This is a genomic window from Mesorhizobium sp. M6A.T.Cr.TU.017.01.1.1 (assembly GCF_004023115.1).
GTDB lineage: Bacteria > Pseudomonadota > Alphaproteobacteria > Rhizobiales > Rhizobiaceae > Mesorhizobium > Mesorhizobium mediterraneum.
The window spans coordinates 1-12,226 of record NZ_RZTA01000067.1 but is presented as its reverse complement, the minus strand read 5'-3'; the positions used below and the strand labels follow the sequence as shown (position 1 = coordinate 12,226).

Annotated in this window: 11 protein-coding genes; 3 read left to right on the top strand and 8 right to left on the bottom strand. The window is 59.3% G+C overall.

All coding sequences use genetic code 11. The features are described from left to right. Window positions 1-33 precede the first annotated feature (33 nt). The 5 genes from EOB36_RS20740 to EOB36_RS20720 all read right to left on the bottom strand — a co-directional run bounded on the left by EOB36_RS20740 (window position 34) and on the right by EOB36_RS20720 (window position 6,240). On the bottom strand, window positions 34-2,166 hold the full coding sequence (locus tag EOB36_RS20740) for a glycosyltransferase (protein WP_245467850.1): 2,133 nt from the start codon (window positions 2,164-2,166) through the stop codon (window positions 34-36). A 20-nt stretch (window positions 2,167-2,186) separates the two neighbouring features. Next, window positions 2,187-2,837, bottom strand: a complete 651-nt coding sequence (locus tag EOB36_RS20735; RefSeq protein WP_245467849.1) for a bifunctional DNA primase/polymerase — start codon at window positions 2,835-2,837, stop codon at window positions 2,187-2,189. Between the two features lie 123 nt (window positions 2,838-2,960). After that, the gene (locus EOB36_RS20730) at window positions 2,961-4,307 is read right to left on the bottom strand and encodes a glucoamylase family protein (RefSeq protein WP_128285596.1); all 1,347 of its coding nucleotides are present in this window, start codon (window positions 4,305-4,307) and stop codon (window positions 2,961-2,963) included. Window positions 4,308-4,354: 47 nt separating this feature from the next. Continuing rightward, entirely contained in the window at window positions 4,355-5,107 is a 753-nt protein-coding gene (locus EOB36_RS20725) for an SDR family NAD(P)-dependent oxidoreductase (RefSeq protein WP_128242344.1), read from the bottom strand. A 203-nt stretch (window positions 5,108-5,310) separates the two neighbouring features. Next, window positions 5,311-6,240 carry a TIR domain-containing protein gene (locus EOB36_RS20720; RefSeq protein WP_128242345.1) on the bottom strand — a complete coding sequence of 310 codons (930 nt, stop codon included), beginning with the start codon at window positions 6,238-6,240 and terminating at the stop codon, window positions 5,311-5,313. Window positions 6,241-6,362: 122 nt separating this feature from the next. Between EOB36_RS20720 and EOB36_RS34445 the strand changes: the two genes are divergently transcribed. After that, window positions 6,363-6,704: a hypothetical protein gene (locus tag EOB36_RS34445; RefSeq protein WP_164897573.1), complete on the top strand. Its 342-nt coding sequence runs from the start codon at window positions 6,363-6,365 to the stop codon at window positions 6,702-6,704. After that, window positions 6,701-7,963, top strand: coding sequence for an O-antigen ligase (locus EOB36_RS20710; RefSeq protein ID WP_128242346.1), 1,263 nt, complete (start codon window positions 6,701-6,703; stop codon window positions 7,961-7,963). Before EOB36_RS34445 ends, EOB36_RS20710 begins: the two co-directional genes overlap by 4 nt. A 109-nt stretch (window positions 7,964-8,072) precedes the next feature. Here EOB36_RS20710 and EOB36_RS35780 read toward each other — a convergent pair whose 3' ends face one another. The 3 genes from EOB36_RS35780 to EOB36_RS20695 all read right to left on the bottom strand — a co-directional run bounded on the left by EOB36_RS35780 (window position 8,073) and on the right by EOB36_RS20695 (window position 10,796). Next, window positions 8,073-8,630, bottom strand: coding sequence for an acyltransferase (locus tag EOB36_RS35780; protein ID WP_164897572.1), 558 nt, complete (start codon window positions 8,628-8,630; stop codon window positions 8,073-8,075). 120 nt (window positions 8,631-8,750) lie between these two features. Beyond that, a complete protein-coding gene (locus EOB36_RS20700; protein WP_128285592.1) occupies window positions 8,751-9,959 on the bottom strand; it encodes a polysaccharide biosynthesis/export family protein in 1,209 nt (402 codons plus the stop codon). Window positions 9,960-10,121: 162 nt separating this feature from the next. Continuing rightward, window positions 10,122-10,796 carry a sugar transferase gene (locus EOB36_RS20695; protein WP_095484316.1) on the bottom strand — a complete coding sequence of 225 codons (675 nt, stop codon included), beginning with the start codon at window positions 10,794-10,796 and terminating at the stop codon, window positions 10,122-10,124. Window positions 10,797-11,330: 534 nt separating this feature from the next. Here EOB36_RS20695 and EOB36_RS20690 point away from each other — a divergent pair. Next, window positions 11,331-11,672, top strand: coding sequence for an exopolysaccharide production repressor exox (locus EOB36_RS20690; RefSeq protein WP_245467848.1), 342 nt, complete (start codon window positions 11,331-11,333; stop codon window positions 11,670-11,672). Window positions 11,673-12,226 lie beyond the last annotated feature (554 nt).

The window sequence follows — 12,226 nt, the reverse complement described above, 5'->3', positions numbered from 1 at the left end:
GCTCATCGATCGGTGATTGAAAAAGCGTGGGTGTCATGTGCCGGCATCGTCCAGCCCAAAGCCGCCGCGGACGGCATTGCGGACGGCTTCAGGGCCGAACCTGGACCATGCCGCTTGATGCGCGCGAGCGCGCTGGCTCGCCATGCGCCTGCGGTCCAGACAAAGTTCGATGGCCATGTCGGCAAGCCTTTCATCCGAATCCGATAGAAGCACCTCTTCATTGTCGACCAGGTCCAGGCCCTCGACCGCCAGCGGCGTCGCAATCACCGGAATGCCCCAGGCCATTGCTTCGAGAGCCTTGATGCGCGTGCCGCCGCCTGCCGAAAGCGGGATGATGCTGACATGCGCGCGCGACAGCAGTGGCCCCATATCGTCCGGATTTTCGACGAGGTCCACGCCTTGCAGTCCGGTCAGAGCTTTCACGGCCGGCTTGGGGTATCGGCCGGCGAGAACCAGTCTTGCGGTCGGCAGTCTTTGCCGGATGCGCGGCAGGATGGTGGCGGCCAGCCGCTCGGCGGCATCGATGTTTGGCTTGTATCCGAGATGCCCGACAAACAGGATCATCGGAAAGCCCCCGTCGGTCGCGGCCTCGACCGGCAGGTCGACGGGGCTGTCTTCGAAACGAGGGATGCCGTTCGGCACGATGTCGATCGGCACCTTGCGCGGCGAAAGTGCCGCTAGTCTTTCGTGGTCCTGCCTCGAGCAGACCCAGGCTCTGTCGACGATGGCGAGCGCCTTTCTTTCGAGGCGCCTGACGCCAAAGGCGGCGGCGATGGCAGGCATCGATCTTGCATCGTCGGCGCGATGCAACTGTCCCGCCAGGTCCGACTCGACATTGTGCATGTCGAGAATGAGCTGCCCGGCCAATGGCCGCAAGGGCCGCAGCAGTTTGAACAGCCCAATGCCCTCGACCACGATGCTGTCGGGGGAGAATTCGCGAACGATAGCCTCGAGACGCGCCAGCGCGGAGCGAGGAATTCGGTTCTCGGCACGGATCCTCCACCAGCCGATCGAAGCCGTGCGGGCTTCCCCCTCGATGGTCAAGGCAGCCGTTTGAATGCGGGGATCGGCCGGTTTCGACGGATCGGCCTGCGGCCGGATCGAGACAAGGCAGACTGGCCCGAATTCTGCTGCGGCCACGGCGTTGCGATGGTTCCTGAGATCCGCGCCCGAGGCTGGAGGGAAAGCCGGATCGTAGGACAGCACCAGCGTGCGCCGCTCTTTACCGTGGTGGGGGGTGGTAAACCTTGCATCCGGACTGCGTTTTTCAGTCATTGCTCCGAAGTGGATACGGGCGCTGTACTGCAATGCCTTCCAGCTCCGGCCGGATGCTTTGTGGGCGCGAACGGCCCGCATCATGCCCGCCGCGTCGGCGTATCTTTTGTGCTTGATGAGCTGCCGTGAAATCCGCTGCGCGATCCAGGACTTTCGCCATTGAAGGGCCTCCCGCTCGACGCCCGATCCAGCCAGCCGGTCCAGTTCGAGCGCAATGGCAAGAAACGTCCTGCGCGGCGCAAGAATGAAACGCTGCGCCATTCTCGTTTCGTCGTGATGGTAGAGCAGCACTGGAGCCGAGACGATCGCCACATCGAAGCGTGCGAGCAGCGCCACCCAGTAGCATGTGTCTTCGTCGAGGCCGATCGCTTCCGGAAAGCGGATCGTGGCCGTCGCCGATGTCGCGACCAGCGCGCTTCCCATGGCGATCGGCCAGAGCTCGTTGAGAAGATATCGCTTGGTGTTTTGGGCTCTGTCGCTGGTGTATCCGTGCGGGGTCTTGAGCTTGTCCGGCCGCCCGTTCGTGCGACGGATGCTGGCCCCGATCGACAGGCCAGCTTCGGGATTGCGCAGGAGCGCGTCATATAAAAGCGACAGGCCTCCCTCCATCAACTCGTCATCCGCATCGAGGAAGAATATGGATTTGCCCCTGGCCCGCGCAATTCCGACATTGCGCGCAGCACCGGCGCTGCCGAGGTTGACGCTGACGACCTCCAGCGGCAATCCGTATCGTTGCGCGCTTCCGATCGCGGCAGACGCGGTCTGATCGTCGGAACCGTCATCGACCAGAAGGATCTCGCCGATCAGATCTCTGTCTGAGATCAGGCTGCGCAGCGTCGCATCGATCGTCGCGGCAGCATTCCTTGCCGGGATGACGACCGTGACGTCCAATCGCGTTTCCTCTGATTTACTCACTGCCGCTCGAAAAAACCGCGGTTTCGCACACGATCATAATAATGCTTGAGCAGCGAGACCGGGCGCAACGAAAGACTGGCGAGGTTCTCGACCAGCTGCGGTTTGACATCGAACGGCGACTGGTTCTCCAACCAGCTATAGGAGGATCCGTCCTTCAGCACCGAGGGACTGCCGACCACGTAACCGCCAAGCGCCTTGGCATGGCCGACCCGACGCATGCCGAAATGCAGGCTGGATGACACGGTCGGTTCACGTGTCCTCAGATAGACGTGGAAGCCGTTGGGCGACCTTGCGACCGGTGTGTGCTTTGCAATTTCACCATGGATGCCGAACCAGCCGCGATATGCGGCGGCGTTGTCGAAATCCAGGATCAGCAGGTTGGAAAATCCTCCCAATATGCCGACATTTCCGGCGAAGTCTCGAAACCAGCGCTCGATGTCTCCGCCGGTCGGTGGTTTCTGCGACAGCTGGAACGCAATGGAACAGAAGGCGAGTTCCTTCAGATCCTTGCGCCGGGTCTGTAAATGCAGCGGATCATACCCCATGGCCTCGAGGTCGAGATGCTTGCCGCCGGCACGAAGCGGCAGGCATATGTAGCCCTGCGCCAGCAGCCGGACCGCATAGTCGGTCTTTATTTTAGGCAACATCCAGAAATGTTCCGCCCCGTGCAATTTCACTTCAATCTTCTTTAGCCGAATAGCACTTTCGTCAAGCGTTCGATGCGGCGCGGTCGCCTGGCGCCTGCCAGGTTGCGAGCGATCCCTGTTGAATCATCCGACATGGTGGCCGGCCTGGGCAGCGGCGGCGGGCTGCGACAGCCAGCCGCCGCTGAACCCGGCCTTGCTCAGGCCGCGACGGATATGCGGGCTCGACCGCATCAGGTCCCAGATCAGGCGCGAGCGGTGGTTTTCGATCATCAGCACGGCGATACCCTGGTCCAGTCCGTAATGCGCATCCGATATCCAGCCGCTCGGCCCGAACTTCCGCCGGTTCGCCAGCGTCGGGTTGAAGCCGCTCGGCATCCTGAAGCCGTCGATCACCTCAGGATGGCGTTCTCTGAGATGGCGCAGCGCCGGCAGGCAGATTTCCGGCGCGAAGGGCAGCGATGCCAGATACGACCACGGCGCTATCGTTCCGTCGTCGGGGCCGAACGGCGCGCCGCGCGCCGCATAGCCGGAAAATTTGCGCGGCCGCCGCTCGATCCGCGCGCGGAAGTTGCCGGGTCCGTCACCCGCCGAAAGGCCCCAAAGTCCTTCGCCGTAGCCGTCATAGCCGGAGGGGTTGTGCCGCGCATAGTCCCGGTGAAGGTAGGTCGCGCGGCGGCTGTTTTCGAAATAGTCCGAGTTCTTTTCCCGCATGAACGCATCCCGTATGCCGTGGAAGTCGATCCAGGCATGCGAGAACTGGTGCATGAACAGCGGGCCGCCATAGAGCACGTCGTAGCCGTAGATGTTTTCCCACTGATATGTCGCCGTCCAGCCGGCATAAATGTCGTCCGAGGCTGGCTTGTCGGGGGCGGCCATTGCCAGAACGTAGAGCACCGTCGCTTCATTGTAGCCTTCCCAGCCATAACGCAGAAAGCCACTCTTCGGCTTCCAGCCCTGCCGCAAGGTCGAATTGCTGGCTTGCGCCCATCGCCAGTCGACGCGCCGGTAGAGCACTTCCGCCAGTTCGCGGATTTCGGTTTCTTCGTCATTGTCGCCCGTGAAATAGGCGCCAGCCACGAGCACGCCGGCCATCAAAAGCGCCGTGTCCACCATCGACAATTCGCATCGCCAGGCGCGCAGGCCGGTCTGCATGTCGAGGAAATGGTAATAAAAACCCTTGTGGCCGGTGACGCCGTCGCCATTGCCTTGCCGGCTGTTCCAGAAGAAGCGCAGTGCGACAAGCGTCAGCCTCACGGCTGCGTCTCGCGTCATCCAGCCACGCTCGACCCCGACCGGATAGCAGGACAGGGCGAAGCCGACGACCGCAATGCTTGCCGGCCAATTTGGCCGCGACGTGTCGGCGACCAGCCCGTTCTCCGGGTTCACGGTTTCCAGGAAATAACCGAAGGCCGCGCGCTGGAAGCGGTCGAGCAGATCTTCATCGGACAGTGGAGGTTCGACCCTAAGCAAACGACGTGAACTCCAGTCGGCCGGCGGCAGATCGCGCCTGACGTGCTTCAATAGGTCGCCCGGCCGCCGGAGACGTCGAAGACGGCAGCCGTCGTGAAGGAGCATTCCTCGGAAGCGATCCATGAGATCAGTGCCGCCACCTCCTCGACCTCGCCAAACCGCGCCATCGGTATCTTCGACAGCATGAAGTCGATGTGCTGCTGGCTCATCTGCTGGAAAATCGCGGTGCGCACGGCCGCCGGCGTGACGCAGTTCACCGTCACCTTGGTCTTGGCCAGCTCCTTGCCCAGCGATTTGGTCAGGCCGATCACTGCCGCTTTTGACGTGCTGTAGGCTGAGGCATTCGGGTTTCCCTCCTTGCCGGCGATCGAGGCGATGTTGACGATCCTGCCGTAATTGCGCTCGAGCATATGCGGAACCAGCGCCTTGTTGCAGAAGAAGACGCCGTTGATGTTGATGTCGATGACCCGGCGCCAGTCCTCCACCGAATAGTCCCAGGTCGTCATGTTCGGTCCGGTGATGGCGGCGCTGGTGACCAGGATATCGACCGCGCCAAGGGCATCGATCGTCCGCCGGGCGGCCTGTTCGACCGCCACGGGATCGGCGACGTCGACAGTCACGCCATGCAAATCGGCAATGACAGCCTTGGCCTGCTCGATCTGGGTGGGTTCGCGATCCCAGACACAAACGCGTCCGCCCTCTTCAACGATTCTCTGCGCGACAGCCAGGCCGATGCCGGAGGCGCCACCGGTGATCACGGCCGATCGTCCGGCAAACCGTCCCGCAAAACTCATCGTCATGTGCTCATCCTCCCAATCGGCGGCAAATGTGAAGTCAGCGACGGAGAAGTTCAAGCCGGAGTCTGGAGCCTCCGAACAGCTTCGTGGTGGGCCAGGAGCAGGCGGTTGAGAAGCCCCTCCTGGCCGCTACCTCTCCATATAATACTGGGGCTGCGGTCGCGGCGAGGCGGCAGGGCCGTTCGAGCGGCTCCCATGCGCACAGTTCAAACGTTCTTGATCGACTTCCAATGGCTCAGCCGCTCTGCGATCAACTCCACGCGCCGCTGATTGTCACGCCCGTCCAGGATGCTTAAGTCCTCAGGATCGGCGCGCAGATAGACACCGGAGGTGCGCGCGTTCAGTTTTGGCGGTGTGTCGGCTCGTGTGGTGAAGTACCCGGACGCGCGATCGGCGGACTCCAGCCGGATCTCTCCTGTCCCGTACAACTGCGACGCGTTCGCGTCCAAGGGTCGTTCTCCATTCCAAAAGTAGAAGATGCCGGGAGGCTCCTTTCTCTCCTTTACCGCTTCGCTCCAGTATCTGGCTGACAGACTGCCATTCTCTTGCCATGAGCGGCCGGTTAGCTCCAGCGCGCCATCGCGGTCTCGCGAGATACGCAAGAGGCTCACGGCGGACGGCTCCTTTACGGTTCGTTCCGACAAGGAAAATTGCCACCAAAGGCCCTCTATCCGGGCAACGCGACTTTCATTCTCGATCGCATTCCGAAGCTTTTGGTTGATCGCCCTCATCTCCGCGCCGGTCGTCGCCTCGCCATACCTTACGGAGGTGAGGCCGAGGAGATCGCTTGGAAGCTTGGAGCCATTGGCATGGAGGATGAACGTCCGGCGCATTCCAAGGACTCCGCCGAAAAGGCCGGCCTCGAAAACCACATTGTCTCGTGGAGAAGCTTGAGCGGATGCCGCCGCAGACGATGCCGGCTGGCTCACACTGGTCCAATCGTCTTGAGCGAACACGAAAGCGGCGAAGTCGACTTCACGCGTAAGCTCGAGGAGGCGCCCCAGGGTGGTTGTCCCAGGATTGAAGGACGTCGTCCAGGGTTCCACATGCGCGATGTCTTCAAGACCGCGTGTCAGCGCCTGCAGCAGTTTCTTCTGCTTCCCCGACGAGCCCAGGAAGATTCGAGGTTTGTCCATCCGTTTGCTCCAACCCAGCAGATCGGGGGACCAGCGTCTGCCAATTATCCTGCGGTCATTGGTCTGATTGTCCCCGACATAGGGTACGCGGAGGGTCTCATTTATTGCAACGGATGCAATGAATGCCGGCTGCTATTTTTCGTCAGGTGCTGGAAGAAAAACAGTTCCGCGGTGGTGATGCCAAACCGCTCATAAATGCGGCGGCGATGGTTCTTGACAGTGCCGACGGTGATGCTCAGCCGTTAGGCAATGTTTGCGGCCACAGCTGGCTGCGCGCTCGGTTCTTGCCCGGCCTATCGGTCTTTCACCGCTCGCCTTGGGCATCCTTATGGCTGTTTTTGCCTCATTTGGGTGACAGGCTGCGGGGGATGGGTTATATTGCACTGCACAACGGAAGCGCCCGCGCTTGGCGCGGCGGCAAATCGGCATTGAACTGCATGGACGGGAATCCGCTACCGAGATGAAGATTCCAAAATCTCTGTTGGTCGACCCGGAGAAGAACACGGCCTACGGTACATTTGCTGTTGCCATCTCCATTTGGGCGTTCTCCTACTCCTCCGTCTTCGGCCAGATCCTGATCCTGGCCTATTATGCGGTCTGGCTTCCCCTCATCCTGGTGGACTACCGGCGGCTGTTGCGACATGCCGCCAGCGCATGGCTCCCGCTGGCGTTTGGCATCTACGTCTGCCTGTCGGTGTTCTGGTCGGATGCTCCCGGCATCACGTTGAGGACGGCAGTCCAGTATTGCTCCCATATCGCCTGCGCCTACATCGCGGCGCGCACCGTCAGCGTCCGGACGTTGACGATAGGCTCGCTGATCGGGATTTTTCTCGTCCTGCTCTATTCGCTCATGGTCGGGGGTTATTCCTATGACGTTCTCGACGGGACGTACAATTTCGTCGGCGCATTCAGCTCCAAGAACCAGATCGGCTTTGTCGCATCGCTGGGTGTCTACTTCTGCGTTGTCTTCCTGGCTTTTCTCAGGCGCGGCCGAATAAGCCTTTTCTTGACGGCGCCCGTCGTCGCCCTGTCGGCCTATCTGCTGGTCATTGCGCATTCGGCCACCTCTATGGCTTCGATACCGGCAGTTCTCGCTCTGGTGGCTCTGCTTGCCATGGCCAAGAAGCTTTCGCTCCGCTATCGACGGGTGATTTTCCTGGTCGGCACATGCGGGCTGATCGCGGTCACCCTGGTTGCCTTTGCGGGACTTCTGGATTTCGTCCTTGGCGTCTTCGGAAAGGATTCCACGCTCACCGGACGAACCTATCTCTGGGAGCAGGGCTGGGAGGCGGCGCAGCAAGCGCCGATCCTCGGCGTCGGCTATGCGGGCTATTGGGTGCAGGGTTTTGCCGAGGCCGAGCGGCTTTGGAACGAATTCTACATCACGACCCGATCAGGCTTCCACTTCCACAATACCTATATCGAAGCCCTCGTCGAGCTTGGCTATGTCGGGGCGACGCTGATTTCGCTGATCATCGTGCGCACGCTGTGGGGCCACATATCGGCGTTGATATTCAGGACGTGGCAAGCCGAGTCTGTGATTCTTGCCGGCGTGATGGTGCTTCTGTTCATCCGGTCCTTCGTCGAGGTCGAGACCCTCAACCCCTACATCATGGGCTCCTTCCTCCTGTATTACAGCTACTTCAAGCTGGTGAGGGTGTTAGTCGCCCGTCCCCGGTGGACCGCGGCCAACCTCGCGGAACCAGAAACCGCAAGGGGCTAAGCAAAGCGCTAAATGTCACCTAGAGCAATTCCAGGAAAAGTGTGCGCGGTTTTCTGTCCGGAATTGCACGAAAACAAACAGCTCTAGCTTTTCGTCTATCAAAATGAGATCAAAAACGAATATAATCTTGGGGTGCCACAATTTCGCGAATTATTCGGGCAGGATTTCCTGCAACCAAGCTTCGTGGCGGTGCACTTTTGGTGACCACAGAGCCGGCTCCAATTACGCTATGATCCCCGATTTCCACCCCAGGCAGGATTATTGAATTTCGGCCTATCCAAACATTGTCACCAATTAGGACAGCTTTCGCTTTAACACCGGCACCATCTTCGACCTCATGATAGTTTGAGTCTTGGATTACTACCGAATCGCCAATAAGGCATCTTTTTCCGATGCTTACTGCGACTGATGCGTCGATCATGACTCCGCTGTTTATAAAAGATTTAGAGCCAATTGACAGGCTTGCGTTCCGGCGTGCATGAAACCAGGAACGTGACCCCAGCCCTCGAAACGAAACGCGAGAGCCAAATCTAAAATTGCCTTTTCCTGCTATATGAGGCGAGACTCCAAGCACCGAGACTCGATCGGATATTTCGATACCTCTCATTACCCAAATGAATGTAATGATTGTGCCTTTAATATACCTTCTAGCACGATAGATATTCACTACGCTTCCCCCACGGATAGCCGCTCCTCGCCGAGGAGCGTGCATCTATGCGGACGGCCTTGGCGTGACGCTCCCTTTGAGCGTCAGCTGACCTCGGGGTATTCGATTTCTCGAAACGGCCTATTGGCTAGCCATCGGCGCCAACTTCACCTTGATCACGTCCCCGGGCAGCACGGGCGTGTCTTCGCTGGCGGCGATTTCGCTGCTCTTTCCGTCGACCACCCGAACCAGGCCAAACGACATTGTTGGCTCTTCGCCGTCGCGATAGCGTTGCAACGCCGGGTTCCCCGACATGGCTTCGGCCATCAGGCCTGTTTGCATGTTCATCTTGAGCATTGTTTGACTGAGATCGGCTTCTGCCTGTTGCCGATCGGTGGCGAGGCCCGCATTCTGGGTGTTTTCCAGATCGATGGCGTCCTGATTGGCCTTGCTGATCGACTGCTTGGCGGTGAGGATGGCCGTTTCGTAATCCAGGATCTGGCCTTCCAGGTCGGCGATCGTTTGTTGCGAAGTCAGAACCCGCGTATTGACGACAAGGCCCTTTTGCGCCAGCGAGCCGATGCCGCTCAGCTGTTCCTTTGCCAGGTCGACCTGCCGCTGCTGGTTGACGATCTTTTTCTGCAGCGAATCAATCTCGCTCTGCAGCAGCGTCTTCAAATCATCGAGCGCCTGAAGGCGCAGTTTGAGATTCTTTTGATCGGCCGTCAGGATCGCCATCTCGTCGGCAACGATGCTTGCCAGTTTCGGATCGTCGGCCACCTCCTTCGGCACGTCGAACGTCGACTTGTCCGCTATCTCCGCTTCGATGCGCGCGCGCCTGACGATCAGCCGGACCCGTTGGTCTTGGAGAACGTCAAAATCGCCCTTGGCATTGATCATGTCGCGGTCGTACCGCTGTCCTTCGGGGCTCCGTCGGACACCGCCGGCGATGCTCATCGCCCTGAGCACGGTCAGGTCCGGCACGTAAGGATACTGACCGGGCGTCTGGACCTCCCCGGAAATGTAGAACGGCCTGTACTGCGCCATTTCGACGGAGGCTTCCGGCCGGTCCGCCAGAGCGAGCTTGCGCTGGAGCGCCTGGCCGATCGCTGCCGCGACCTCGGACGTGGTCTTGCCGGATGCCGGCATTTCGCCGACGAACGGCACGGACAATGTTCCGGCAGGACCGACCGTGTACTCTCCGTTGACGGCCGTCCAGTCGCGGAACGTGCCTTCAACGGTCTGCCATTCGGCCACGCGGATGGTCAGCTTGTCCTGCGATCCCAGGCGGTACTCGTCGGCGGTGGCGAGTTGGGGAACGGCGAGCGTCAGCGTGAGGCAAGCAGCCATAAGCCGCATCCGTCGCATGTGATTGCTGACAGTGCCGGCGCAGGAGATTCCGAAGATGTTTGTTTTCAACTGAGCTTTTTCCGATCCGCTTTGGCCCCGCCCGATGAAGCTTGCTGCAGAATGCTTGGCGTCTGGACCGTCACTCACCGGCTCCCGGCCGGGTCAGTAGCAGCCCCGCGACATCCAGACCGCAGGCACTGTCTTGATGATGATGCGAATGTCCTCGAATAGCGACCAGTTCTCAACATAGTGGCGATCGAACGCGACGCGGCTGTCGTAGGAAACGTCGTTGCGGCCGCTGACCTGCCAGAGGCCGGTCAGGCCGGGGCGCGATTTCAGGTAATAGACAGCCGAACTGCCATAGATTTCGAGCTCGTCGCGCACGACGGGGCGAGGACCGACAAGGCTCATGTCACCCTGAAGGATGTTGATGATCTGCGGCAGTTCATCTAGGCTGAGCTTCCTCAGCACGGCCCCGACGCGCGTGACGCGCGGATCGTTCTTGAGCTTGCGGGTCGCTGTCCATTCGGCATTGGCGTCCGGATTGGCGGCAAGATATGCTGCCAGCACCCGTTCACCATCCTGAACCATGGTGCGAAACTTGAGGCACGGGAAAATCCGTCCTCCCCGACCGATCCGGCTGTGACCGTAGAAAATCGGCCCGCCGTCGGAAAACTTGACAAGCAGCGCGACCATAACAAACAGCGGACTGAGAGCCACCAGGCCAATCAGTGAACCGGCAATATCGAAGCTGCGTTTTAGCAGGCCGCCGATTGGTGGAAAATCGATGCCGGCCTGCGAAAAATCCGCATCGGCCGACTTGGCTACGTCCCTCATGCGTAAACTCCATACGTTGAACGGATGGTTTCGCTCACAATACCAAAAAAATGCTGCATCGCAACACACAATTTCTCGATCGCTTGAAATAATCACGTCATGAATTGACTAAATAATAAACCGATCCTGCACAAATTTTGATCTTTATGGCACGTTCGTGACAGATTATGGGCAACTTTGAAAAATCTAGTGCCTTTTTGAGGCTGATTTTAGGCGAATCGCTCTTTGTACCGCGTCATGGAACATAATCGTGCTTTAGCTTCCGAGACATATATAGATTTTAGAGTAAAATGCTAATTAATATTATGGGTCTTACTGGAGGGGTTCCATATCCGGTGATTGGCCATGATGCAGACGTGTGCATCGCAACATGGCAGAGTCGATCCCGCGAACGCATCCAAAATTATTTGTGGTTGGCCTTGCCCGCTATTGCACACCTTAATAGAGTTGCAAATTGTTTCTGTCAGAGTATGGAACAGCGTGGGAAAGGCCGAAAGCAACCGGCCAAAAAGCGGGCCGCCTCAACGAGCTCGCATGGCGAAGGGAGGCTCGGGGTGGGTCAATCATCGATTATTGCCCGAGCAGGTTGACGGGCTGTCGGGTATGTCGCTACCAAAATTCATTGTCGGCATGATTTTCGCTCTGGCGATCGTGGTCGCCTGGTCTCATCTGGGCGGCGCTTCGCTCGGCACGACGCTTTTTCGCGCTATGGCTTGCGCCATCGTCATTCAGCTAGGCTATTTTTTGCTGGTTTTCGTCATGGTTGCCAGAAACACGCCGACATCGGCTGATAAGATTCGCGATGCCGAACGAAAGCTGAGTCCGACCGAGGCGGCCGATGGCGAGAAGTTCAGTGCCAGGAGAAGCCTTCACTGACCCTGCGTCAGGTCGCGTCGGTTGGGTTCCTGTCGGACTGCTCGCCTTACAGCATCCTGGACAACTGGCCTTCGGATTTTTCCTTCAGCCTCTGATCCCCTGATTCACTATCTGATTTTGCCTGACCTTGACGATGCGGCCGTTTTCCATCGCGACCACCAGGTCGGCGAAAGCGAAGATCGACGGCCGGCGCGACGGTCAGGGTCGACATCGCGCCGCAGCCGGTCGATCGCCTTGGTGATCAGCGATTCGAGTGCGCTGACAGCGCTATCCAGAATGGTCAGGGGCGGTTTGCGAAGCGGCGCGTCGATTCGCTGGCATTACACCGCCCATCGATTTGCGCCATGACGACACCGAAAGGAAAGACTGGACGGAGCGAATGATTTTGGCGATGCTTCGCACTTGCAGCATAAGCGCCGGCTGACGCTCTTTCGAACAGCCGGACAGTCGGTGAGGACGAGAGTTGCATCGGACATTCAACGGGGGGCGGCAAGAAATTCGGAGCCACCTTTGCAGTCGAGAGACGAATTGATGAAAAAACCCGAGATCTGCGT

What these genes read in the sequence shown, in the direction of transcription:
- EOB36_RS20700 (WP_128285592.1), bottom strand. Translation starts at nt 9,959, where the DNA reads ATGGCTGCTTGCCTCACGCTGACGCTCGCCGTTCCCCAACTCGCCACC.
- EOB36_RS20710 (WP_128242346.1), top strand. Translation starts at nt 6,701, where the DNA reads ATGAAGATTCCAAAATCTCTGTTGGTCGACCCGGAGAAGAACACGGCC.
- EOB36_RS20690 (WP_245467848.1), top strand. Translation starts at nt 11,331, where the DNA reads ATGGCGAAGGGAGGCTCGGGGTGGGTCAATCATCGATTATTGCCCGAG.
- EOB36_RS20695 (WP_095484316.1), bottom strand. Translation starts at nt 10,796, where the DNA reads ATGAGGGACGTAGCCAAGTCGGCCGATGCGGATTTTTCGCAGGCCGGC.
- EOB36_RS20735 (WP_245467849.1), bottom strand. Translation starts at nt 2,837, where the DNA reads ATGTTGCCTAAAATAAAGACCGACTATGCGGTCCGGCTGCTGGCGCAG.
- EOB36_RS34445 (WP_164897573.1), top strand. Translation starts at nt 6,363, where the DNA reads ATGCCGGCTGCTATTTTTCGTCAGGTGCTGGAAGAAAAACAGTTCCGC.
- EOB36_RS20720 (WP_128242345.1), bottom strand. Translation starts at nt 6,240, where the DNA reads ATGGACAAACCTCGAATCTTCCTGGGCTCGTCGGGGAAGCAGAAGAAA.
- EOB36_RS20725 (WP_128242344.1), bottom strand. Translation starts at nt 5,107, where the DNA reads ATGACGATGAGTTTTGCGGGACGGTTTGCCGGACGATCGGCCGTGATC.